This window comes from Massilia sp. Root418 (assembly GCF_001425265.1).
In the GTDB taxonomy this organism is placed as follows: Bacteria; Pseudomonadota; Gammaproteobacteria; order Burkholderiales; family Burkholderiaceae_D; genus Rugamonas.
Genome location: NZ_LMEC01000001.1, coordinates 1,111,931 through 1,135,779, shown reverse-complemented (window position 1 = coordinate 1,135,779; position 23,849 = coordinate 1,111,931). Strand labels below are relative to the sequence as shown.

Below are 23,849 nucleotides of genomic sequence, written 5' to 3'. Positions count from 1 at the left end.
GCCCACTACGCTGCAAACACGCTATGCTGACTCCCGATATCGCGGTCGACCTGATAGTCGAATCGCTGCACATGGTGATGCTGCTGGTCCTGGTGCTGGTGGTGCCGGGCCTGATCACGGGCCTGCTGGTGGCCCTGGTGCAGGCGGCCACCCAGATCAACGAACAAACCCTGAGCTTCCTGCCGCGCCTGCTGGTCACCCTGCTGGCGCTGATCGTGGCGGGGCGCTGGATGGCCGGCTACCTGATGGACTATTGCGTGTCCATCTTTACCCGCGCCGCGACACTGGTAGGGTAGGCGCGCGGCCATGGAATCGGTACTGGCCCAGTTGCTGCCGCTGCTTAACGCCTGGTGGTGGCCCTTCGTGCGCGTGCTGGCCATGCTGAGCGCGGCGCCGGTGCTGGGCGAGGCCATGGTGCCGGTGACGGTGCGCATCCTGACCGCGCTGGTGCTGTCCATCCTGATGCTGCCGCTGACCAGCAACGCGCTGGCCATCGACCCGATTTCCCTGCACGGCGCGGTGGCCACGCTGGAGCAGGCGGTGATCGGCGGGGTGCTGGGCCTGGCCTTCCATTTCAGCGTCTCGGTGATGATGGTGCTGGGCTACGTGGTGTCGAGCCAGATCGGCTTTTCCATGGCGGTGATGAACGACCCGGTCAACGGCCAGTCCTCGGACGTGGTGTCGGCGCTGCTGTCGATGCTGGTGATCATCGTGTTCTTCGCCATCGACGGCCACCTGGTGATTGCCGGCGTGATCGGCGGCAGCTTCCAGGCCTGGCCGCTGGGCGGCGGCTACCATCCGCTGCTGCTGCAGACCATCGCCTGGAACGTGGCCTGGATCTTCGCCGCCGCCATGCTGCTGGCCATCCCCATCGTGTTCGCCACCATGGTGGTGCAGATCGGCTTCGGCTTCCTGAACCGGGTCGCGCCCACCCTGAACCTGTTCGCGCTGGGCTTTTCCGTGATCACCATTTTCGGCCTGCTGATGCTGGGCCAGGTGGTGCGCTTCATCCCCGAGCACTATATCCGCATGACCGGCCGCGTGCTGGAAATGATACGCCAGCAGATGCAGGTGGCCCATGGCTGAGAGCAGCACAGGCGACAAGTCAGAAAAGGCTTCACAGCAGAAGCTGAAGAAGGCACGCGAGGAGGGCCAGGTGGTGCGCTCGCGCGACCTGGCCACCGCGCTCGGCATCCTGGTCACGCTCAAGCTGTTCATCTGGCTGCTGCCGTCCTACCTGATGGACTTCCGCGAGCTGTTCCACCAGAGCTTTGCCCAGTACGACAGCCAGGGCGCGCTGGAGAACACCCTGTCCGCCATCTTCATGACCTCCATGATGCTGCTGATCAAGATGCTGCTGCCGCTGTTCGTGGTGCCGATGGCCATCGTGCTGGGCAGCATGATCCCGGGCGGCTGGGTGTTTTCCGGCAAGCACTGGGAACCCAAGCTTGAGCGCTTCAGCCCGGTGGCCAACCTGGGACGGCTGTTTTCCGGCAAGCACGCTTTCGAGTTCGGCCTGTCGCTGGCCAAGTCCAGCGTGCTGATCTGGGTGCTGGTGCACGTGGGCACGTCCAGCGTGCGCGACTATACGCGGCTGCAGGGCATGCCGCTCAACGAGGCGCTGCTGAACGGCTCGGCGCTGATGCTGGACGGGCTGATGGCGCTGATATCGGTGTTCGTGCTGTTCGCCATCGTCGACGTGCCGGCGCAGGCCTTTTTCTACGCCAAGAACCAGCGCATGAGCAAGCAGGATTTGAAAGAGGAATACAAGAGCAGCGAAGGGCGGCCCGAAGTGCGCCAGCGCGTGCGCCAGCTGCAGCGCGCGCTGGCCCAGCGCGCCGCGCGCAAGACCGTGCCCAACGCCGACGTGGTGATCGTCAACCCCGAGCACTACGCGGTGGCGCTCAAGTACGACGAGCAGCGCGCCGAAGCCCCCTTTGTGCTGGCCAAGGGCGTGGACGAGATGGCGCTGTTCATCCGCCAGATCGCCCAGGAACACCGGATCGAAATCCTGCCCCTGCCGCCGCTGGCGCGGGCCATTTACAATACCAGCCAGGTCAACCAGCAGATCCCGGTACAGCTGTACCAGGCCGTGTCGCAGGTGCTCAACTACGTGCTGCAGATCAAGGCGTTCCGCGCCGGACGCCGCAGCGCCGAGCCCGGACTGCCGGTGGACGTCGACGTGCCATCTTCCATGAGTGAGGTAAGACCCTGATGAATTTCCTGAACCGACTCGTCGCCGAAATGCGCCGCCATAAGTTCGCCACGCCGCTGTTCGTGATGGCCATCCTCGGGATGATCATCCTGCCGCTGCCGCCTATCCTGCTGGACGTGCTGTTCACCTTCAACATCGTGCTGGCGCTGATCGTGATCCTGGTCAGCGTGTCGGCCAAGCGGCCGCTGGACTTCTCGGTGTTCCCGACGGTGATCCTGGCCACCACCCTGATGCGGCTGACCCTGAACGTGGCCTCGACCCGGGTGGTGCTGCTCAAGGGCCATGAGGGCACGGGGGCGGCCGGCCGGGTGATCGAGGCCTTCGGCAATGTCGTCATCGGCGGCAATTTCGTGGTCGGCCTGGTGGTGTTCGTGATCCTGATGATCATCAACTTCATCGTGGTCACCAAGGGTGCCGAGCGGATTTCCGAGGTGTCGGCGCGCTTCACCCTGGATGCGCTGCCGGGCAAGCAAATGGCGATCGACGCCGACCTGAACGCCGGCCTGATCAACCAGGAGCAGGCGCAGGTGCGCCGCCGCGACGTGGCCATGGAGGCCGATTTCTACGGCGCCATGGACGGCGCCTCCAAGTTCGTGCGCGGCGACGCGGTCGCCTCCATCCTGATCCTGATCATCAACATGGTGGGCGGCGTGGCGATCGGCGCGCTGATGCAGAACATGTCGTTCGGCGACGCCTTCCGCCAGTACGCGCTGCTGACCATCGGCGACGGCCTGGTGGCGCAGATCCCGGCGCTGCTGCTGTCGGCCGCCTCGGCCATCCTGGTGACCCGCATCAGCGATGCGGGCGATTTCGAGGACACCGTCAAGAACCAGCTGCTGACCTCGCCAAGCGTGATCGGCGGCGCGGCCGGCCTGATGGCCATCCTGGCCGTGGTGCCGGGCATGCCGTGGCTGATGTTCCTGACCTTTGCCGGCGTGCTGGGCTATGTGGCCTGGCGCCTGGGCACCAAGGTCAAGGCGCCGGACACCAGCGCGATCCAGGCCATCGAGGCCGCGCTGCGCGAAGAGAAGGCGCCCGAGCTGGAATGGCAGAGCCTGCCGGCCGTGCAGCCGCTGCAGCTGACCCTGGGCTACAAGCTGGTGAGCCTGATCGACAAGGCGCACGGCGAGCCGCTGACCAAGCGCATCCGCGGCGTGCGCCAGAGCCTGTCCGAGTCCATGGGCATGGTGCTGCCGCCGGTGGCGGTGCGCGACGACCTCGGCCTGAAGCCCTCGCAATACGCGGTGGTGCTCAGCGGCAGCGTGGTGGCGCAGGCCGAAGTGTTTGCCGACCGCCTGATGGCCATCCCGTCGCCCACCGTGTACGGCAAGCTGGACGGCATCCCCGGCGTGGAGCCGGCCTACGGCATGCCGGTGATCTGGATAGAATCGTCGGAAAAAGCCCACGCCCTCGGCCTGGGCTACCAGGTGGTGGAGGCGCCCAGCGCGATCGCCACCCACGTCTCCAAGCTGATCCGCGAATACCTGCCGGAGCTGTTCCGCCACGAGGACGTGCCGGCCATCCTGGAGCGGCTGGGCGCGCTGTCGCCCAAGCTGGCCGCCTCGCTGGACAAGGCGCTCACGCACACCCAGCTGCTGCGGGTGTTCCGCGTGCTGCTGGCCGAGAACGTGTCGCTCAAGGACATCGTGCCGATCGCCACCACCTTGCTTGACAGCTCGGAAACCACCAAGGACCCCATCTTGCTGGCGGCCGAGGTGCGCTGCGCGCTGCGGCGCCAGATCGTCACCGGCCTGTTTGGCCAGAAGTCGGAGATGCTGGCCTTCAACCTGGGCGGCGAGCTGGAAAACATGCTGCTTGGTTCGCTGAACCAGGCGCGCCAGAGCGGCAAGGTGGTGCTGGACAATTATCCTATCGATCCGCACCTGCTGGCCCAGTTGCAGGTCAACATGCCGGTGGCGCGCGAGCAGATGAAGCAGCAGGCCACGCCGCCGCTGCTGCTGGTGCTGCCGCAGATCCGCCCGCTGCTGGCGCGCTACGCGCGCCTGTTCGCGCCGGGCCTGCATGTGCTGTCCTACAATGAAGTGCCGGAAAACCGTGAAGTGAGCATTATTGGTACGGTGGGCTAGCGCCCAGGCCGCAGTCGCGGCGGCGGGGGGCGGTCCGGTCCAGGCCTAGGCCGAGGCCGAGAACAGGTCCTTGGGCTGCTGCGGCATCGACAGCAGCACGGCGGTCTCCGCCATGGCCTTGAAGATGGCCTGGGTCAGCATGGCGGTTTGCACCCGGGTGGGGTTGTTGTATTCCTCGCGCACCGGCGCCAGCTCGCGCATCAGGTGGCAGCGCACCAGCGACAGGCCGTTGCGGCTGACGATGGCGGCCAGTTCCGGCAGCATGTCGCGCATGAACTGCATGGTGGCGTTCTGGTTGGCGCCGATCTCCAGCACCACGCCGTCGCCGGCCGGCTCCATCTGCACCAGCACCTTGCCCATGCCTTCGATGTGCAGCTCCAGGCGGATCGCCACGCGCGCGCGGCGGCGGCGCGGCTCGTCCTGCTGGCCGGGGTCGCGCGAGACCACGCGCAGCACCAGCTTTTCCGCGCCCCAGGCATAGACGGCGAAGCGCCACGATTCCATTTCACTGAGCATCTGCGGCGTCACGCGGCCTTCGCGCATGGCGGACTGGCCGTGCTCGGTCATGAACAGGCCGGAGGGCAGGTGGCGGCCGTGGGCCTGTTCCATCAGCGCGGCGCGCTGTTCGCCGTAGGTGCGCACCATCACCGCCCACGACATGGCCATGGTGTTGGCGTCCGGCTGCTGCCATACCAGCTGGCGCGACATCTGCAATTGATCGGGGCGCAGCGCGGCCGGGTCGGCCAGGTGGGCTACCTGCGCCTGCACCCCATTGGCGAGCGACTTCAGGCCTTGCTGGGACAGCAAGGCCTCCTGCGCGTCGGCCACGCCGTTCAGCGCCTGCGACAGGCCGGGCGGCAGCGAGAAGCTGGCCTCCTCGCCGGGGACCTGGACCACGGGCGGGATGGGCTGGGGCTGGCCGGGCTGTTCGCGCACCACCCGGTCGGGGATGTTGAGCGAGGAGCTGATCGGTGAGAGTCGGTCTATTGCCATAGAAGAAGCATACTGCTCTTAAACAAAAAAAGCCAACCGGAAGTCCGGTTGGCTCTTGTGCTCCCGGGCGCGCGGGCGCCCGGAACACCCTGGCTATTATTGCAGCAGGGACAGAACCAGCGAGGACTGGCTGTTGCTTTGCTTCAGCATCGCGGTGCCGGCTTGCAGCAGCATCTGGCTCGAGGTCATCGAAGCCGATTCGGAAGCGAAGTCCACGTCCATGATACGGCCGGTTGCGTTTTTGGTGTTGGTCGAGACGTTCGACAGGTTGTTGTACACGTGGTCCAGGCGGTTCGAAGCAGCACCCAGGGCCGAACGGGTCTTGGCAACCGAGTCGATCGCGGTTTTCAGCGTGTCGATGTTGGTGTTGGCGGCGGTCGAGGTAGCGATCTCGGAGCCAGCGGTGGCGGTGGCGGTGCCGTCCGACTTGTAGTTGGTTGCTGCAGCAACGATGTCGGCGTGCATGTCGGTCAGCGAGCTGTCGCCGGTGGCGGTCAGGTCGACGTCCATGGTTTCGCCTTTCGACGAACCGATCTGGAAGGTCACTTTGGCGTTGAACTTGGAGTCGGCCTTGGTGCTCAGCAGGGTGGTGCCGCCGAACGAGGTGTTCGACAGAATGTTGCTCAGTTCCATGGTCAGCGCGTCGTATTCCGACTGCATCGCGGTGCGGTCGTCGTCGGTCGAGGAACCGTCGGCGGACTGGGTAGCCAGGTCTTTCATGCGGACCAGGATGTTGGTGGTCTCGTCCAGAGCGCCTTCAGCGGTCTGCATCATGGAGATGGAATTCTGGGTGTTGCGCATTGCAACTGCCATGCCGCTGGTCTGGGCTTTCAGGCGGGTTGCGATCTGCAGGCCGGCGGCGTCGTCCATTGCCGAGTTGATGCGGTAGCCGGTGCTCAGGCGAGTCATCGACGTGGACAGGCTGTTCTGCGTGCGGGAGATCGAATTTTGTGCGGAAAGGGCCGCAGCGTTGGTGTGAAGACTCAGCATGAATAACTCCTGGTAGGTGGGTTCGATTCAGAGCAGCGGTACTTTTCTGCGCTCTCCCAAGTACAAGACGACCGTTTGGAAGCGGGCATTAAGTGCTTTGAAGAAATTTCGTAAAAAAAATTGCTTACCTTAAAAATCGACTGGCGGCGGCCTCCGGGTATGGTTCCAAAAGCACAACAGCGCAGGGCCCGGGGGCGCTGCGCTGTTGTTTTATTGCCAGTTGGCGGGCTTACATGTTGGGATAGTTGGGACCGCCGCCGCCTTCCGGCGTCACCCAGACGATGTTCTGGGTTGGGTCCTTGATATCGCAGGTCTTGCAGTGCACGCAGTTCTGGGCGTTGATCTGCAGGCGGTCCTGGCCTTCGTCGGTCTTGACGAATTCATACACCCCTGCAGGGCAGTAGCGCGCCTCCGGGCCGGCGTACTTGGCCAGGTTCACGTCCACCGGCACGCTGGCGTTCTTCAAGGTCAGGTGGATAGGCTGGTCCTCGGCATGGTTGGTGTTCGAGATGAACACCGACGACAGGCGGTCAAAGGTCAGCTTGCCGTCCGGCTTGGGATAGGCGATGGGCTGGAAGTTGGCGGCCGGCTTCAGGCATTCGTGGTCGCCGTGGCTGTGGTGCAGGGTCCAGGGCGCCTTGCCGCGCAGGATCAGCTGGTCGATGCCGGTCATCACCGCGCCCAGGTACAGGCCCTTGCTCAGCCATGGCTTGACGTTGCGCGCCACGTGCAGCTCCTCGTGCAGCCAGGACTGTTCGAACGCCTGCGGGTAGGCAGCCAGTTCGTCGTGCTGGCGGCCGGCGGCCAGGGCGTCGAAGGCCGCCTGCGCCGCCTGCATGCCGGTCTTGATGGCAGCGTGCGAGCCCTTGATGCGGCTCATGTTCAGGAAGCCGGCATCGCAGCCGATCAGCGCGCCGCCCGGGAACACCAGCTTGGGCAGCGATTGCAGGCCGCCGGCGGTGATGGCGCGGGCGCCGTAGGAAATGCGCTTGCCGCCTTCGAAGAAGGTGCGGATGGCCGGATGGGTCTTGTAGCGCTGGAATTCCTCGTACGGCGACAGGTAAGGATTCTCATAGTTCAGGCCCACCACGTAGCCCACCATGACCTGGTTGTTTTCCAGGTGGTACAGGAAGGAACCGCCGTAGGTCTTGGCGTCCAGCGGCCAGCCGGCGGTGTGGATCACCAGGCCGGGCTTGTGCTTGGCCGGGTCGATTTCCCACAGTTCCTTGATGCCGATGCCATAGGATTGCGGATCCTTGCCCTTGTTCAGGTCGAATTTGGCCATCAGCTGCTTGCCCAGGTGGCCGCGCGCACCTTCGGCGAACAGGGTGTACTTGCCGTGCAGTTCCATGCCCAGCTGGAAGTCGGGACCGGCCTCGCCGTCGCGCTTGACGCCCATATTGCCGGTGGCGATGCCCTTGACCGAGCCGTCGTCGTTGTACAGCACCTCGGCGGCGGCAAAACCGGGGAAGATTTCCACGCCCAGCGCTTCGGCCTGCTGGCCCAGCCAGCGCACCACGTTGCCCAGCGAGATGACATAGTTGCCATGGTTCTGGAAGCAGGCCGGCAGCAGCATGTTGGGAGCCTGGTAAGCCTTGCTTTCGGTCATGAACAGGAAGCGGTCTTCGGTCACTTCCGTGTTCAGCGGCGCGCCCAGTTCCTTCCAGTTGGGAATCAGCTCGGTCAGCGCCTTCGGATCCATCACGGCGCCGGACAGGATGTGGGCGCCCAGTTCGCCGCCTTTTTCCAGCACGACGACCGACACCTCCTGGCATTTTTCCGCAGCCAGCTGCTTGATCTTGATGGCCGCAGCCAGGCCGGCGGGGCCGCCGCCGACGATCACGACGTCATATTCCATTGCGTCGCGCGGGCCGTATTGTTCCAGCAGGGAGTTTGCTTGTGTCATGGTCTGTAACTTTTTATAAGAATGAGGCAAGAAATTAGCACGAGTGTGCTTCTTTTCCGCCAGTTTAGCAAGATGGGCGCCATTTTGCGGGACAATCTTAGACGCCGCAATCTAATACTGGCATTTTGTGTAATGATTACGTACATGCCAATAACCGATACAGGAGCCGCGCCGTGGGTATAGAAGTGAACTTTGAAGGCAAGATTGCGCTGGTGACCGGCGCTTCCAGCGGACTCGGCGCCCGCTTCGCCAAGGTGCTGGCGCAGGCCGGCGCCCAGGTGGTGCTGGCGTCGCGCCGCATCGAGCGCCTGAAGGAACTGCGCGCCGAGATCGAAGCGGACGGCGGGGCGGCCCACGTGGTGGCGCTGGACGTGACCGACTACGCCAGCATCAAGTCCGCCATTGCGCATGCCGAGACCGAAGCGGGCCAGATCGACATCCTGGTCAATAATTCGGGTGTCTCCACCACGCAACGGCTGGTGGACGTCACGCCCGAGGATTATGCCTTTGTGATGGATACCAACCTGCGCGGCGCCTTCTTCGTGGCGCAGGAAACCGCCAAGCGCATGATCGCGCGCGCCAAGGGCGACCCGAAAAAGCAGCACCGCATCATCAACATCGCCTCCGTGGCGGGCTTGCGCGTGCTGCCGCAGATCGGCGTGTACTGCATGAGCAAGGCGGGCGTGGTGCAGATGACCAAGGCCATGGCGGTGGAGTGGGGCAAATACGGCATCAACACCAACGCCATCTGCCCCGGCTATATATCCACCGAGATCAACGAAGACTATTTTGCCAGCGAGCAGGGCCGCAAACTGATCGACATGCTGCCGCGCCGCCGGCCCGGCAAGCCGGAAGACCTGGACGGCCTGCTGCTCTTGCTGGCCGGCGACGACTCGCACTTCATCAACGGCGCCGTGATTTCCGCCGACGATGGCATGACCGCCATGTAACGGCGCGGCCCGGGCGTGGGTAACCGCAGTTTTCTCTACACCTGCAGCGGCATGCCGGACGTCGCTGGCGAGCCGGCGCTGCTGGACGCCGTGGCCGAAGCCAACAACTGGATCCCGCCCTTGTGGCGGGTGCTGCTGAGCGCCGGCGCCACCGGTCCGGCGCAGGACGCGCAGCAAGTATTCCTGCCCTCGGTGAGCGCGGGCCTGTACGCCGTGCGTACCGAAGCCGAGCGCCGCATCGGCCTGCTGCTGGACTTCGCCGCCGGCCACCCGCTGCTGGCGCAGCCGGCGCGCTACGCCGACGCGGCAGGCGCGGCCCGGCAGTTCCTGGGCGGCTGCGATGGCGCCGCCTATACGGCCGACCTGAACGAATACTTCATGCTGGACGGCGCCGATGCGGAGTCCTTCCTGGACCAGTGCACCCAGCTGTGGCAAGCGCTGCAGGCGGCCATGGCGGACGGCGACCATGCCGCCCTGGGCGGGCTGCTGCAGTTCGATCCCGCGAACGCCGCCTTGTCACTGGGCCTGGACACGCTGCACCTGCCGGCCGCCGGCGCGGACGAAGTGCAAATCTTCCAGCGCAAGGGCAAGTTCGGGCTGAAACGCCCGGACGGCACGGTGCTGCTGGCGCCCTGCGCGGACGAGCTGTTCGACTTCGACGGCACCGGCCTGGCCGTGGCGCGCGTCGGCGATCGCTTCGGCTACCTGCGCCAGGACGGCAGCTGGGCCGTCGCGCCGCGTTTCAGCGATGCCTACGGCCACGAGCACGGCATGGCCGTCGCGGCGCTGGACGGCTTGTACGGCTACCTCGATGAAGACTGTGCCATGGCGATCGCGCCGCGCTACCTGGAAGCGGGCGAGTTCGCAGCCTGCGGCGTGGCTTGGGTGCGCACCAGCGAGGGGCAGGGGCTGATCGACCGGCGCGGCCACTTCGTGCTGGCGCCCGCGTTCTCCGAACTGGAATACCGCGACACGCTGCAAGCCTGGATCGGCCAGCGCGCGGCAGGCGACCCGTTCGAGCTGTTCTTCGAAGATGGCCGCCCCTGGTTCACATCCGATTGCGACGAACTCGAAGAACTCCGGTTCGGCGGCGACGCACTGCTGCGCCGGGACGGCCTGGTCGGCACCTGGCAGCGCAGCGGCGGGCCCGGTTTGCCGGTGGCGTTCGAAAAGCTGAGTGTGCTGGCCGAACCGGACGCGTCCTCGCCCGGCTTTAGCCGCACGGTCTACCTGGCCGTGCCCAGCAAGAAGGCAAGGCTGGCCGGCGCCTTCCTGGCGGACGGCAGCGTGCTGATACCGGCCCAGTACACGAAGATCGAAGCCTGGCGGGTGGACGCCGGCAGCGGCCAGCCCACCGTGGAAGGCCAGTACGACGGCGTGCCGCAGTTCTTCAAGGTGCGGCGCGGCGCCAGGCTGTTCGGCGTCTGGTCGGGCGGGGCGGGGCGCGAAATCCTGCCGTGCGAATTCGAGAAGGCGTGGCTGCTGTACGACGGCAAGCGCGTGCACATGCTGCTGCGCCGCCCCGGCGAAGGCTACCACCTGTACGACGAGCAGGGCCGGCAGCTTTCCGCCACCGCCTATGAGGGCCTCGGCCCCGATCCGGCGTTGGAAGACGACCAGTACAGCGCCATCATGCTGGCGGTGCAGGCGGCCAAGGATTGGGCCGAGGAGCGCGGCGCGCTCATGTGGCGCGGTGGCGAGGGCTGGCGCCTGCATGCCGATGGCCGCGAAGAAGCCGACTTCGACTATCAGATGCGGCTCGCCCTGGCAGGTGACGCCAAGGCTTGCGTGATGATGGCGGCGCTCTTCGAAGGCGGACGCGGCGTGCCGGCCGACCCCGTCCAGGTGTTCTACTGGATCAGCCGCGCAGCCGCCGCCGGCGATGAGGATGCGCGCTTGATGCACGCCGAATTCCTGGAAGACGGCACCGGCTGCAGGCAAGACCTGGCTGCCGCCCGCGCGCTGTACGAATCGCTGGCGCCGGAGAAGTGGCGCGCCGCGCACAGCTTTGCCTGCATGCTGCTCAACGGCCAGGGCGGTCCCCAGGACCAGCCGCGCGCCCGCGCCATGCTGATCGAGCTGGCCGACCGGGGCGAATACTGCGACGCGCTGCCGCAGCGCAACGCCGGCCTGTGCTGGCTCAACGGCTGGGGCGGCCCGGCCGACCGCCAGGCAGCGCTGGACTATTTCGAGAAGTCGGCGCGCAGCAACAGCTACCGGGAAGCGGATGGCGTGGGCTGCCTGCTGGCGGGCGATTTGCACGGCGAACTGGCGCTGGAAGCGTCGCAGGCGGGCGAGCGCGGCGCGCACGCGGCCGCCATCAGGCGCAGCAGCAAGTACTATGCGCTGGCCGTCGAAAACGGCTGCGCCGACGGCCACCTGGGCCTGGCGCGCCTGCACCTGGGCGAATACGGCGGCGCGCGCGACGACGCGGCAGCCCTGGCGTGCCTGCGCGCCGCGCTTGCCGAGCAGAATGATGAGGGGGATGGGGACGCGGAAGCGGTGCGCGAAGGCGCGCGGGCACTGCTGCGGGAATATGGGCTGCGGGCCTGAACTGGCCTGCGGGGGCCGCGCTACAGCTGCACGCCCACCAGCTTGTGCACCAGCTCGGACGAGGTGGCCGCCTCGAACTTGCGCATCAGGCGCGCGCGGTGCATTTCCACCGTGCGCGGGCTGAGGTCGATCTGGCGCGCGATCACCTTGCTGGTCTTGCCCTCCACCAGCAGCGCGGCGATCTCGCGTTCGCGCGGGGTCAGCTCGGCCGTCACGGGGCGTTTTTCGCTCACGTCCTCGAAGGTCCAGATACCGGGCCCGAGCGGCTCGCGCGCCCTGAGCGCGTGGCCGGTCACGTGGCACCAGAACAGCTCGCCGTTCGCGCGGCGCATGATGCGCTCGTCCGAATAGCGGCCCTTGGCGTTCATGATGGGGATGATGCGGTCGCCGGTGCGGATGAACTCGTCCGGCGAGGGGTAGAGCAGGCAGAACGATTTGCCCACCAGCGCTTCGCGCGGATAGCCGAACATGGCGGCCAGCGCCTCGTTGCAGGACTGGATGGTGCGGTTCTCCGAGATGCACATTCCTACCGGCGCATGCAGGAAGATGGTTTCGTAGTCGATTGCGAGCGGTGCGTTCATCGTTGCGGGCCGGTAGTTCTACGGTATTGTGGTTTCACTAGGCGTATTCTATGCTGATACCCCATGTGAACAACAGTGCAAGCTTATCAAAACATAAGGGAGATGTATGAATAAAGTGTATCCCGATGCCGCCGCCGCCCTGGCCGGTATTGTGCAGGATGGGCAAACCATTGCCGTCGGCGGCTTCGGCCTGTGCGGCATTCCCGAGGCGCTGATCGGCGCCCTGCGCGACAGCGGCGTCAAGCAACTGACCGCCATTTCGAACAACGCCGGGGTGGACGGCTTCGGCCTGGGCCAGCTGCTGGAAACGCGCCAGATCCGCAAGATGATCGCCTCCTACGTGGGCGAAAACAAGGAATTCGCGCGCCAGTACCTGGCCGGCGAGCTGGAACTGGAGTTCACGCCGCAAGGCACCCTGGCCGAGAAGCTGCGCGCCGGCGGCGCCGGCATCCCGGCCTTCTTCACCAAGACCGGCGTGGGCACCATCGTTGCCGACGGCAAGGAAATCCGCGAATTCGACGGCGAGCAGTACGTGATGGAGCGCTCGCTGGTGGCCGACGTGTCGCTGGTGAAAGCGTGGAAGGCCGACAAGGCCGGTAACCTGGTGTTCCGCAAGACGGCCCGCAACTTCAACCCGAACGTGGCCGCCGCGGGCAAGATCACCATCGTGGAAGTCGAGCAGCTGGTGGAAGTGGGCGAGATCGATCCGGACGCCGTGCATACCCCGGGCATTTTCGTGCATCGCATCGTAGTGAACGCGACGCCGGAAAAACGTATCGAACAGCGCACCGTGCGCGCCAACTAGGAGACAGACATGGCATGGACTCGTGATGAAATGGCCGCGCGCGCGGCAAAGGAACTGCAGGACGGCTTTTACGTGAACCTCGGCATCGGCCTGCCCACGCTGGTGGCCAACTATGTGCCGGACGACATCGAAGTGTATCTGCAGTCGGAAAACGGCCTGCTCGGCATCGGCCCCTTCCCGACCGAAGAGGAAATCGACGCCGACCTGATCAACGCCGGCAAGCAGACCGTGACGGCGCTGCCCGGTTCGGCCTACTTCAGCTCGGCCGATTCCTTTGGCATGATCCGCGGCGGCAAGATCAACCTGGCCATCCTGGGCGCGATGCAGGTGTCCGAGCAGGGCGACCTGGCCAACTGGATGATCCCCGGCAAAATGGTGAAGGGCATGGGCGGCGCCATGGACCTGGTGGCCGGCGTGAAAAAAGTGGTGGTGCTGATGGAGCACGTGGCCACCGCCAAGGACGGCAGCACTTCGCACAAGCTGCTCAAGAAATGCGACCTGCCGCTGACCGGCGTGGGCGTGGTGGACCTGGTGATTACCGACCTGGGCGTAATGGAAGTGACCCCGGCCGGCCTGAAGGTGACAGAACTGGCGCCGGGCGTGAGCAAAGAGCAGATCGCCGCCGCCACCGGCGCCGGGCTGGACTTCTCCGCGCTGTAAGCCGGCGCGGCCCCTGGAAAGCACGCTGCGGCGTGCTTTTTTTACGCCTGCGCCAGCGCCTTGCGCATGAAGATGGTGGCTTGCGGGTTGTCGTTGTAGCGGGCGCAGGGCTGGTAGCCGCGGCGCTGGTACTGGCGCAGCGCTTCGGCCAGGTCGTCCTTGCTGTCGAGGTAGATCCAGGCGGCGCCGCTGGCGACGGCGTGCGTTTCCATCGCCTCCAGCAGCGCAGCGGCAATGCCGCGGCCCCGGAACGCGGGCTTTACATACAGGCGCTTGCACTCGGTGGCGCGCGCCGTGTCCGGCAGCGGCAGGGCGCGCAGGGCGACGCAGCCGGCCGCCTGGCCGTCTTCGTAAGCCAGCCAAAGCGCCGAGTGCGGTTCGGACAGGAAGGCGATGATGTCTTCAGGCGCGTCGCGCACCACCACGCCGATGGCGTCGAAGTACTCGTAGAGCAGGGCTTGGGTATCTTGCAGGTCGGCGAGGGTGGCGCGGGTAATGGTGGTTGTCATGGCCATACTCTACCGCATCCCGCCCTGGCCCGCAAAATGTGGCTTTTCAGCCGCTTTCGCGCCGCCAAAGCGGTCCGGCCAATCAACACGGTGATTCTTTGGCGCCACGCCGGCATGCGCTGTTGACCTCCTGAAGAAGAGAAATTGATACTTGGTTCTCCTACAAAAAATTAACAATTGGAGACACCATGCAAATCCTGAAGACCCCGGCGGCCGGCCTCGCCGTGCTGATGCTGGCAGCCGGCTGCGGCGGCAGCGACCCCGTCGAGTCCAGCCAGGCCAAGGCCCCGCTGCGCCTCGCGCTGAGCGGCAGCTCGGCGCTGGCCGAGGCTGCCAGCTTCGGCCTGAGCTCGGACGCCAACTTCTACACCGTCGATACCGGCGCCGGCCTGGTGTTCAAGATCCGCCGCACCGACAACGGGGTGAGCACCCAGTCGGCCGGCGACATCGCCTCCATGGTCTACAACGGCGTGCAGTACCAGGACCAGTCGCGCGGCAGCCAGGTCAATTCGGGTTTCGACTACCTGTACACCGGCATATCCGCCGTCAGCGTGAATGCTGAAACGGTGGGCACGGACACCATCAAGGTGACGGTCGTGGCGGGCAACCTGACTCACTATTACATTGTCAGGAAGGGCATCAACAACATCTACATGGGTACCTACTTCACCAGCGAGCCCAACACGCTGAACCTGGCGCGCTTCATCCTGCGTGTGCCGATCGGCGCACTGCCCAACGGCCCGGTGCCGTCCGACCTGCGCGGCACCACCAGCACGGTGGAGTCGGGCGATGTGTTTGGCCTGCCGAACGGCGAAACCCGCTCCAAGCACTATTCCAATATGCGCCTGAAGGACTGGCAGTACATCGGCGCCACCAGCGCCACGGCCGGCATGTGGGTGGTGCGCGATAACAACGAGGGCAATTCCGGCGGACCGTTCTACCGCAGCCTGCTGAACCAGGCCACCGCCACCAACCAGGAGCTGACCTACATCGTCAACTACGGCGAGGCGCAGACCGAGGCCTTGCGCACCAATATCCTCAACAGCTACACCCTGGTGTTCAACGACGGCAGCGCCCCCGGCGCGGTGGATACCTCCTTCTTCAGCGGCCTGGGCTTGACGGGCTACGTGGGCCCGGCGGGGCGCGGCCGCGTGGCGGGCGTGGGGATCACGGGGCGCGATCCCGGCTACGAGTACACGGTGGGCTTCGCCAACGCCACCGCGCAATACTGGGCCAAGGCCGACGCGGCCACCGGCCACTTCGACAGCGCCGGCATGCTGCCTGGCACGTACACCATGAAAGTCTACAAGAACGAGTATGCGGTCGATACCCGCAGCGTGACCGTGACAGCGGGCGGCACGGTGGCGCTGAACACCATCGCCATCACGGGCGACCCCAGCGCGGCGGCGCCGCTGTGGCGCATCGGCGACTGGGACGGTACGCCGGCCGAGTTCATCAATGGCGGCAAGCTCACCACCATGCACCCGTCGGACGTGCGCATGGCGTCCTGGGCGCCGGGCGAGTACCAGGTTGGCAGCGCGAATGCCGCCACCGGCTTTCCGGCCTACCAGTGGAAGGACGTGAACGGCACCCTGACCATCAAGTTCAACCTCACGCAGAGCCAGATCGCCGACTACCAGCTGCGCCTGGGCATTACCGCCGCTTTCGCGGGCGGCCGGCCCAAGCCCCAGATCAACGGCTGGATACCGGCCAATCCTGCGCCGTCCACGCAGCCGTCCACCCGCACGCTCACGGTGGGCACCTATCGCGGCAACAACACTATGTACACCTTTAGCGTGCCAGCCTCGGAACTGCAGGTGGGACAAAACGTGCTGACATTGACCGCCATCAGCGGCTCCAGCGGCGTCACCTATTTGAGCCCGGGCTATGCCTGGGATGCCGTGGACATGGTGCGGCAATGAGGCGCGCGACGATGAAGAAGCGTACCCTGTGCTGCGTGCTGGCAGCCGCCTGCGCCCCCATGCTGCTGCCGGGCGGCGCGGCCGCTGCCGTGCTGGCCACCCTGGGCAGCGGCTCGGCGGTGAAGACCGTCACCAACGCCGCCCACTTCGAGCTCAACACCGGCATGGCCAGCGGCTATGTGGAGGACGGCCTGCTGTTTGCCTACAACGGTTCGGCCAACAACAACGGCTGCGGCTACGCGGGCGTGAACTGCTACCACGCGCCCGCCGACCTGAGCCCGGCCTTCAGCGGCAACTACATGGCCTCGTCCGGCAACAACGTCTACATCAGCATCCGCCTGGCGAGCGGGCTGGACTTCTACAAGGTGGAGTTTGCGGCGGACAGCAGCTACCTGAACCTGAACGGCTACTGGAAGACGTTCAACGATAGCGTGCAGACCGGGGCGGGCAATTTCAGCCAGCCGCACGGCGCGGTGCTGGGCCTGGCCGACGCGGGCGGTTTCGACGAAGTGCGCTATTACGCCTTTTCCACCGCCAACCGGCAAAGCGGTTTCAGCGGCAGCGCGATCGATGAGGTGAGGGTGGGGGTGCCGGAACCGGCGTCGGCGCTGCTGCTGGCTGGAGGGCTGCTGGGACTGGCGGCGGTGCGCAGGAAGCGCACCGCCGCAGGGGGAGGCTAGCGGGGAATTACGCCGCCTTGGCCGGTGCCGGTGCCGGGACGGCCGCCGGCTCGGCGGCGTAGCTGTCGCCCATGGCCGAAGGGTTGGCCAGTTCGCGCTGCATGGTGTCCATGTCCAGCTCGTTTTCCCACTTCGACACCACCACGGCGGCCACGCCGTTGCCGATGAAGTTGGTCAGCGCGCGGGCCTCGCTCATGAAGCGGTCGATACCCAGGATCAGCGCCATGCCCGCCACCGGGATGGTCGGCACCACGGCCAGGGTGGCGGCCAGGGTGATGAAGCCGGCGCCGGTGATGCCGGACGCCCCCTTGGAGGTCAGCATCGCCACCGCCAGGATGGTCAGTTCCTGGCCCAGGGTCAGGTCGGTGTTGGTGGCCTGGGCCACGAACAGGGCCGCCATGGTCATGTAGATGTTGGTGCCGTCCAGGTTGAAGGAGTAGCCGGTCGGGACCACCAGGCCCACCACGGGCTTGGCGCAGCCCAGTTTTTCCAGCTTGCGCATCAGCGAAGGCAGGGCGCTTTCCGACGAGCTGGTGCCCAGCACGATCAGCAGTTCTTCCTTGATGTAGTTGATGAAGCGGGTGATCGAGAAGCCGGTGAACTTGGCGATCGAGCCGAGCACGATGAAGATGAACAGCAAGCAGGTCAGGTAGAACGAACCCATCAGCTTGGCCAGCGGCAGCAGCGAATCGATGCCGTATTTGCCGATGGTGAAGGCCATGGCGCCGAACGCGCCGATCGGTGCCACTTTCATGACGATGTTGACGATGCCGAAGATGGCGTGCGCCAGGTCGTCGATCAGCTTGGCCAGCGGACGGCCTTTTTCACCCAGCAGCGACAGCGCGAAGCCGAACAGCACGGAAATCAGCAGCACTTGCAGGATGTCGCCCTTGGCGAAGGCGTCCACCACGGTGTTCGGGATGATGTTCATCACGAAGTCTGTGGTGGTCTGGTGCTTGGCCTTCTCGGTGTACTGGGCGATGGCCTTGGTGTCCAGGGTGGCTGGATCGACGTTGAAGCCGTCGCCCGGGCGCAGCAGGTTGGCCACGAACAGGCCGATCACCAGCGCGAAGGTGGACACCACTTCAAAGTACAGCAGGGCCTTGCCGCCGACGCGGCCGATTTTCTTGACGTCCTGCATGCCGGCAATGCCGGAAACCACGGTGCAGAAGATCACCGGGGCGATGATCATCTTGATCAGCTTGATGAAGCCGTCGCCGAGCGGCTTCATGGCCACGGCGTCGGTGGGCAGGTAAATGCCCATCAGCACGCCGCACGCAATCGCGAACAAGACCTGTACGTACAGGACTTTGTAGAATGGTTTTTTCATGCTCGTCTCCCCATTGATAAATCGAATGAGGCCGATCATGAGGGAAAATAACTGTGTGGACTATTGTGGCAATCACTATTGCGGTTAACCACATTGCGGACATCCACAATGGCCACCATGGCGCGGGCAGCGCCCGCGCCTGGCCATGCCGAGTGCCCCGCCTTACTGCGCCACCCAGCCGCCGTCCATATTCCAGGCCACGCCGCGCACCTGCTTGGCCGCGTCGCTGCACAGGAACACGGCCAGCGCGCCCAGTTCCTCGGGCGTGACGAATTCGCCCGAGGGCTGCTTGTCGGCCAGCAGCGCCTGCTTGGCTTCCTCGTTGCTCAGGCCGTCCTTCAGGGCGCGCGCATCCACCTGCTTCTGCACCAGCGGGGTCAGCACGAAGCCGGGGCAGATGGCGTTGGCGGTTACCCCGGTCTGCGCCGTTTCCAGCGCGGTGACCTTGGTCAGGCCCACCAGGCCGTGCTTGGCGGCCACGTATGCCGATTTGCCGGCCGAACCCACCAGGCCGTGGGCCGAGGCCAGGTTGATGATGCGGCCCCAGTTCTGCGCGCGCATGTGCGGCAGCGCCAGGCGCGAGGTGTGGAAGGCCGACGTCAGGTTGATGGCGATGATGGAGTCCCATTTCTCGACCGGGAAGTCTTCCACGTTGGCCACGTGCTGGATGCCGGCATTGTTGACCAGCACGTCGATGCCGCCGAACTTGTCGGCCGCGAAGGCGAACAGGGAGGCGATGTCGGCGGCTTTCGACATGTCGGCGTTGTGATAGGCCGCCTGCACGCCGAACTCGCGCGCCGTGTCGCTCTGCAATTGGGCGATTTCGGCGGCGTCGCCGAAGCCGTTGAAGACGATGTTGGCGCCTTCGGCCGCCAGCGCGCGCGCCATGCCCAGGCCGATGCCGGAGGTGGAGCCGGTGACAAGTGCGGTCTTGCCGCGGAGGAGGGTGCTGGCCATGGTGGTCCTTTATGCAGGGTTGTTTGTCGATGGGAAATGCGTGCGCTACACTTCTTCAAGATTTTAAGCGCAACGCCGGGTAAAATGTCGTACGTTGAAAAAAAGGAATCAGCATGATCGAGGCAAAAATAAAGTCTGTACAGTGCATTTCGCCCAGCGGCTTGCACCAGATGGCCTACAAGGAATGGGGCGACGAAGACAACCCCAACGTGCTGGTGTGCGTGCACGGCGTGACCCGCGTGTCCGACGATTTCGACAACATGGCGCGCGCCCTGGCGGACCACTACCGCGTGGTGGCGCCCGACGTGGTGGGCCGCGGCCGCTCCGGCCGCCTGCGCAACCCCGAGCTGTACCGCCTGCCGCAGTACGTGGCCGACATGGTGACCCTGGTGGCGCGCGTGACCGCGCGCGGTCCGCGCCAGAGCGTGGACTGGTTCGGCACCTCGATGGGCGGCCTGATCGGCATGGGCCTGGCCTCGCTGCCGGACAGCCCGGTCAGCAAGCTGGTGCTCAACGACATCGGCCCGGTGCTGGACCCGGACGCGCTGCAGCGCATCGGCGACTACATCGGCCAGGACCTGCGCTTCCCGAGCTTCGAGCTGGGCGCCAAATTCGTGCGCGACGTGTCGGTGCCCTTCGGCCGGCACAGCGACGCGGAGTGGCACAAGCTGGCCGCCGATGTATTGCGCCAGGACAAAGACGGCCAGTGGGTGCGCCATTACGATATGGGGCTGGCCCAGCCGTTCCGCTCGGCCACGCCGGAATCGGCGCGCGCCGACGAGGCCATGCTGTGGGCCGCCTATGACGCGATCCGCTGTCCGACCCTGCTGGTGCGCGGCGCGCAATCCGATCTGCTGTCGCCCGCGACCGCTTTGAGCATGACGCAGCGTGGGCCAAAAGCCACGCTGGTGGAGATACCGGACGTCGGTCACGCTCCCACCTTCCTGCATGACGACCAGATCGCCATCGCCAGGAAGTTTTTACTTGACCTGTAATCTTATCTATAAAGAAAGAAAAGTATGGAAATTACCCGCCTGCACGTTGGCAAACGCCTGTCCGAAGTCGCCATCCACAACGGCACCGTCTACCTGGCCGGCCAGATTGCCGAAGACCCCAGCAAGGACATCACCGGCCAGACCCAGGAAGTGCTGGCTGCCGTCGACCGCCTGCTGGCCGAAGCCGGCAGCGACAAGACCTGCATCCTGAGCACCGCCATCTACATCAAGGACATGGCGCTGTTCCCGGCCATGAACGAAGTGTGGGACAGCTGGGTGGCCCAGGGCCACACCCCGCCGCGCGCCACCGTGGAAGCCAAGCTGGCCAACCCGGCCTGCCTGGTGGAAGTGGTGGTGGTCGCAGCACAGCGTTAATGGCAATGGCCGCTCCCCCGGGAGCGGCACCGGTTTTAACTGAAGTAAGCGGTAACTGAGAGGTAACATGGTTTCTATCGCAGCGCTCAACAGCGCAACGTCGGACCAGCTGGTCCAGGGCCTGTCGGCCGAAGACGGCGCGCGGGTGCTGGCCGCGCTAGACTTGGCCAGCGCAGCGTATGGCGACAAGATGTGCAGCAGCGGCCAGAGCGCGTTCGACTTCGCCGTCGGCGTGGCGAGCACGCTGGCCTTCCTGCGCATCGATGCGGAAACCCGCATTGCCGGCCTGATGTTCGAAGCCACCCTGCTCGATCCATCCCAGGCCCCGCAGATCGAACCCCGGTTCGGGCCCGCCGTGGCCGAGCTGGTCAGCGGCGTGCGCCAGCTGATCCGCCTGCGCGAGCTGACCCAGACCCACCCGGCCAGCGCGCCGGGACGCGGCAAGAACGCCGCCCAGCAGGCGGTGGCGCAGGTGGAAACGCTGCGCAAGATGCTGCTGGCCATGGCCAGCGACATGCGCGTGGTGCTGGTGCGCCTGGCCTCCTGCGTGACCACCTTGCGCTACTTCGCCGACATCAAGCGCTTCGACGAGGTGACGCACGCCTACGGCCGCGAAACGCTGGACCTGTACGCGCCGCTGGCCAACCGCCTCGGCATCTGGCAGCTCAAGTGGGAGCTGGAGGACTTGTCGTTCCGCTTCATCGAGCCCGAGACGTACAAGCGCATCGCCAAGATGCTGGAAGAAAAGCGCATGATGCGCGAGGGCTTCGTGTCGTCCTCCATCACGCGCCTGCAAAATGAACTCAACGGCGCCGGCATCAAGGCCGAAGTGTTCGGCCGGCCCAAGCACATCTACTCGATCTGGAGCAAGATGCGCGGCAAGGAGCTCGATTTCACGGAACTGTACGACGTACGCGCCTTCCGCGTCATCGTCGACGACGTGAAAACCTGCTACACCGTGCTGGGCGTGGTGCACAACATCTGGACCCCGATCCCGAAAGAATTCGACGACTATATTTCGCGTCCCAAGCCGAACGGCTACCGCTCGCTGCACACGGTGGTGACGGCCGACGACGGCCGCCCCCTGGAGGTGCAGATCCGGACCCAGGAAATGCACAACTTCGCCGAGTACGGCGTGGCGGCGCACTGGCGCTACAAGGAAGAGGGCGGCTCCAACTTCCAGGGCCAGAAATACGATGAGAAAATCGCCTGGCTGCGCCAGCTGCTGGCCTGGAAATCCGACGTGGCCGACACCGTGGTGGGCCAGGAAGACGTGCAGCGCGAATGGGTGGAAAAGCTCAAGTCGGCCTCGCTGGACGACCGCATCTTCGTGCTCACGCCGCAGGCGCGGGTGCTGGAGCTGCCGGTGGGCGCCACGCCGATCGACTTCGCCTACCACCTGCACAGCGACGTGGGCCACCGCTGCCGCGGCGCGCGCGTGGACGGCATCATGGTGCCGCTCAATACGCCGCTGAAGAACGGCCAGACCTGCGAAATCATCACCGCCAAGGGCGCGCCCGGCACGGCCGGACCGTCGCGCGACTGGCTCAATCCGGAATACACGGTAGCGACCCGCACGCGTTCCAAGATCCGGGCCTGGTTCCACGCCATCGACCAGCAGGAAACGCTGTCGCACGGCCGCGCCATGGTGGAAAAATCGCTGCAGCGCGAAGGCAAGACCGCCGTCAACCTGGAGGCGCTGGCCAACAAGCTGGGCTTCGCCAAGGTGGATGATTTGTTCATCTCGGTGGGCAAGGAAGAATTCAGCCTGCGCCACGTGGAGCAGGCACTGCACGACACGGGCGAGCCGGCCGAAGTGGAAGACGCGGTAGTGCTGGGCAAGAGCCGCGCCTCCAGCGTGGAGCAGGGCGCCAAGTCCGGCGTGCTGGTGGTGGGCACGGACGGCTTGATGACGCAGCTGGCCAAGTGCTGCAAGCCGGCGCCGCCGGACAGCATCGTCGGCTTCGTCACGCGCGGCAAGGGCGTGTCCATCCACCGCGCCACGTGCAAGAACTTCGCCGAAATGCGCGCCAAGGCGCCGGAGCGGGTGATCGTCACCGAGTGGGGGCGCGGGGTCAATGAAACGGTGTACCCGGTCGGCATCTTTGTGCTGGCGGGCGACCGCCAGGGCCTGCTGCGCGACATTTCCGAGATCTTCTCGCGCGAAAAGCTCAATGTGATCGGCGTGAACACGCAGAGCGCGAAAGGGCAGGCGCGCATGACCTTCACGGCCGAAATCGGCTCCACCGCGCAGCTGCAGAAGGCCTTGTCGGCGATCGCCGAAGTCAGCGGCGTGCTGGAGGCGCGCCGGTCCTGACGCAATGGCGGATTACGGCGCCCGGCGCCTGATCCGCCCTGCGGGCGGCGGTCCTGCCCCGAGGGCGGCGATTCGTAGGGCGGATTAGGCGCGCAGCGCCGTAATCCGCCGCTACTGCGCCAGCTCCGCCTGCAGCGTCACATGGTCGATGCCATGCCGCGCCAGCAGCATGGCCTTGATGGCGGCCAGGATGGCCGGCCAGTCTTGCAGGTCGCGCACTTCGATATGCCCGATCAGCGCCGGCTGGCCGGGCGACATCGACCACACGTGCAGGTCATGCACCGATTCCACGCCGGCCACCTGTTCCAGGTCCGCGCCCACCTGCAGGTAGTCGATCTGCCCCGGTACGCCTTCCATCAGGTGGTGGTAGGACTCGCGCAGGATTTCCACCGTCGATTTCAGTATCAGCAGCGACACCAGGATGGACAGCAGCGGATCGATCTGCATCCAGCCGGTGTACCAGATCACCGCGCCGGCCACCAGCGCTGCGACCGATCCCAGCAAGTCGCCCATCACATGCACCAGCGCGGCGCGCGTGTTCATGCTTTTCTTGTCGTGCGACAGCACCCACGCCACCGCCAGGTTCACGCACAGGCCGATGCCGGCCACCACGAACACCATGCCGCCCTGCACCCGCTGCGGCGCGCCGAAGCGCTGCACGGCTTCGACCACGATCCAGCCCACCACGCCCAGCATCAGCAAGCCGTTGACGAAGGCGGCCAGCGCCTCGGCGCGGCCGTAGCCGAAGGAGTAGCGCGCCGACGGCGGCCGCTTGGCGATCAGCTGCGCCAGCAGGGCCAGGCCCAGCGCGGCGGCGTCCGTCACCATGTGGCCGGCGTCCGAGATCAGCGCCAGCGAATTGGCCAGGAAGCCGGACACCGCTTCCACGCCCGCGAAGCCCAGCGTCAGCGCCACCGCCCAGCCCAGCACTTTCAGGCTGCGGTCTCCGGTGTAGTGTTTGTGTTTGGCGTCGCCGGCGCGGTGCGCGTGCAGGTGGGCGGTGTCGGTGTCGATGTGCATGGTC

Annotated in this window: 21 protein-coding genes; 13 read left to right on the top strand and 8 right to left on the bottom strand. The window is 65.7% G+C overall.

Features of this window, described 5'->3' with window-relative positions:
* The first annotated feature begins 23 nt into the window (after positions 1–23).
* From ASC94_RS04735 to ASC94_RS04720, 4 genes are read left to right on the top strand one after another with little or no spacing between them, the layout of a single operon-like run.
* On the top strand, positions 24–296 hold the full coding sequence (locus ASC94_RS04735) for a flagellar biosynthetic protein FliQ (protein ID WP_056391404.1): 273 nt from the start codon (positions 24–26) through the stop codon (positions 294–296).
* A 10-nt stretch (positions 297–306) separates the two neighbouring features.
* Complete coding sequence (locus tag ASC94_RS04730) at positions 307–1,086, top strand: flagellar biosynthetic protein FliR (RefSeq protein WP_056391401.1); 780 nt, start codon at positions 307–309, stop codon at positions 1,084–1,086.
* Positions 1,079–2,215: a flagellar biosynthesis protein FlhB gene (locus tag ASC94_RS04725; RefSeq protein ID WP_056391398.1), complete on the top strand. Its 1,137-nt coding sequence runs from the start codon at positions 1,079–1,081 to the stop codon at positions 2,213–2,215. The genes ASC94_RS04730 and ASC94_RS04725 overlap by 8 nt, the downstream gene beginning before the upstream one ends.
* Positions 2,215–4,302: a flagellar biosynthesis protein FlhA gene (locus tag ASC94_RS04720; RefSeq protein WP_056391395.1), complete on the top strand. Its 2,088-nt coding sequence runs from the start codon at positions 2,215–2,217 to the stop codon at positions 4,300–4,302. Before ASC94_RS04725 ends, ASC94_RS04720 begins: the two co-directional genes overlap by 1 nt.
* Before the next feature lie 45 nt (positions 4,303–4,347).
* Here the strand turns inward: ASC94_RS04720 and ASC94_RS04715 are convergent, their stop codons facing one another.
* The 3 genes from ASC94_RS04715 to ASC94_RS04705 all read right to left on the bottom strand — a co-directional run bounded on the left by ASC94_RS04715 (position 4,348) and on the right by ASC94_RS04705 (position 8,191).
* On the bottom strand, positions 4,348–5,295 hold the full coding sequence (locus tag ASC94_RS04715; RefSeq protein WP_056391391.1) for a flagellar hook-length control protein FliK: 948 nt from the start codon (positions 5,293–5,295) through the stop codon (positions 4,348–4,350).
* A gap of 96 nt (positions 5,296–5,391) precedes the next feature.
* On the bottom strand, positions 5,392–6,285 hold the full coding sequence (locus ASC94_RS04710; RefSeq protein ID WP_056391388.1) for a flagellin: 894 nt from the start codon (positions 6,283–6,285) through the stop codon (positions 5,392–5,394).
* A gap of 229 nt (positions 6,286–6,514) precedes the next feature.
* On the bottom strand, positions 6,515–8,191 hold the full coding sequence (locus ASC94_RS04705; protein WP_200955546.1) for an electron transfer flavoprotein-ubiquinone oxidoreductase: 1,677 nt from the start codon (positions 8,189–8,191) through the stop codon (positions 6,515–6,517).
* Positions 8,192–8,364: 173 nt separating this feature from the next.
* Between ASC94_RS04705 and ASC94_RS04700 the strand changes: the two genes are divergently transcribed.
* The gene (locus tag ASC94_RS04700; RefSeq protein ID WP_056391382.1) at positions 8,365–9,141 is read left to right on the top strand and encodes an SDR family oxidoreductase; all 777 of its coding nucleotides are present in this window, start codon (positions 8,365–8,367) and stop codon (positions 9,139–9,141) included.
* 51 nt (positions 9,142–9,192) lie between these two features.
* Positions 9,193–11,694 carry a tetratricopeptide repeat protein gene (locus ASC94_RS04695; protein WP_056391378.1) on the top strand — a complete coding sequence of 834 codons (2,502 nt, stop codon included), beginning with the start codon at positions 9,193–9,195 and terminating at the stop codon, positions 11,692–11,694.
* A 20-nt stretch (positions 11,695–11,714) separates the two neighbouring features.
* Here the strand turns inward: ASC94_RS04695 and ASC94_RS04690 are convergent, their stop codons facing one another.
* On the bottom strand, positions 11,715–12,275 hold the full coding sequence (locus ASC94_RS04690) for a LuxR C-terminal-related transcriptional regulator (protein ID WP_056391375.1): 561 nt from the start codon (positions 12,273–12,275) through the stop codon (positions 11,715–11,717).
* A 106-nt stretch (positions 12,276–12,381) separates the two neighbouring features.
* Between ASC94_RS04690 and ASC94_RS04685 the strand changes: the two genes are divergently transcribed.
* Together ASC94_RS04685 and ASC94_RS04680 are read left to right on the top strand one after the other, a co-directional pair.
* Positions 12,382–13,080, top strand: coding sequence for a CoA transferase subunit A (locus tag ASC94_RS04685; RefSeq protein ID WP_056391373.1), 699 nt, complete (start codon positions 12,382–12,384; stop codon positions 13,078–13,080).
* Between the two features lie 9 nt (positions 13,081–13,089).
* A complete protein-coding gene (locus ASC94_RS04680; protein WP_082616162.1) occupies positions 13,090–13,740 on the top strand; it encodes a CoA transferase subunit B in 651 nt (216 codons plus the stop codon).
* A 41-nt stretch (positions 13,741–13,781) separates the two neighbouring features.
* Here the strand turns inward: ASC94_RS04680 and ASC94_RS04675 are convergent, their stop codons facing one another.
* Positions 13,782–14,249 (bottom strand): GNAT family N-acetyltransferase, encoded by a 468-nt coding sequence (locus ASC94_RS04675; protein WP_056392147.1) that lies wholly within the window; start codon positions 14,247–14,249, stop codon positions 13,782–13,784.
* A 188-nt stretch (positions 14,250–14,437) separates the two neighbouring features.
* Here ASC94_RS04675 and ASC94_RS04670 point away from each other — a divergent pair, with 188 nt between their 5' ends.
* Positions 14,438–16,171, top strand: coding sequence for a rhamnogalacturonan lyase B N-terminal domain-containing protein (locus ASC94_RS04670; RefSeq protein ID WP_082616161.1), 1,734 nt, complete (start codon positions 14,438–14,440; stop codon positions 16,169–16,171).
* An 11-nt stretch (positions 16,172–16,182) separates the two neighbouring features.
* Positions 16,183–16,851, top strand: coding sequence for a VPLPA-CTERM sorting domain-containing protein (locus ASC94_RS04665; RefSeq protein ID WP_056391368.1), 669 nt, complete (start codon positions 16,183–16,185; stop codon positions 16,849–16,851).
* 7 nt (positions 16,852–16,858) lie between these two features.
* On the opposite strand, the gene ASC94_RS04660 is transcribed toward ASC94_RS04665, so the two are convergent.
* Together ASC94_RS04660 and ASC94_RS04655 are read right to left on the bottom strand one after the other, a co-directional pair.
* Positions 16,859–18,181, bottom strand: a complete 1,323-nt coding sequence (locus tag ASC94_RS04660) for a dicarboxylate/amino acid:cation symporter (protein ID WP_056391365.1) — start codon at positions 18,179–18,181, stop codon at positions 16,859–16,861.
* Between the two features lie 162 nt (positions 18,182–18,343).
* Complete coding sequence (locus tag ASC94_RS04655; RefSeq protein WP_056391362.1) at positions 18,344–19,138, bottom strand: 3-hydroxybutyrate dehydrogenase; 795 nt, start codon at positions 19,136–19,138, stop codon at positions 18,344–18,346.
* Between the two features lie 113 nt (positions 19,139–19,251).
* On the opposite strand from ASC94_RS04655, the gene ASC94_RS04650 reads away from it, so the two are divergent.
* The 3 genes from ASC94_RS04650 (at position 19,252) to ASC94_RS04640 (ending at position 22,825) form a co-directional block, all read left to right on the top strand.
* The gene (locus ASC94_RS04650; RefSeq protein ID WP_056391359.1) at positions 19,252–20,133 is read left to right on the top strand and encodes an alpha/beta fold hydrolase; all 882 of its coding nucleotides are present in this window, start codon (positions 19,252–19,254) and stop codon (positions 20,131–20,133) included.
* A gap of 24 nt (positions 20,134–20,157) precedes the next feature.
* Positions 20,158–20,508 carry a RidA family protein gene (locus tag ASC94_RS04645; protein ID WP_056391356.1) on the top strand — a complete coding sequence of 117 codons (351 nt, stop codon included), beginning with the start codon at positions 20,158–20,160 and terminating at the stop codon, positions 20,506–20,508.
* Positions 20,509–20,575: 67 nt separating this feature from the next.
* A complete protein-coding gene (locus ASC94_RS04640; RefSeq protein WP_056391353.1) occupies positions 20,576–22,825 on the top strand; it encodes a bifunctional (p)ppGpp synthetase/guanosine-3',5'-bis(diphosphate) 3'-pyrophosphohydrolase in 2,250 nt (749 codons plus the stop codon).
* 111 nt (positions 22,826–22,936) lie between these two features.
* Here ASC94_RS04640 and ASC94_RS04635 read toward each other — a convergent pair whose 3' ends face one another.
* Positions 22,937–23,845 carry a cation diffusion facilitator family transporter gene (locus ASC94_RS04635; protein WP_056391350.1) on the bottom strand — a complete coding sequence of 303 codons (909 nt, stop codon included), beginning with the start codon at positions 23,843–23,845 and terminating at the stop codon, positions 22,937–22,939.
* Positions 23,846–23,849 lie beyond the last annotated feature (4 nt).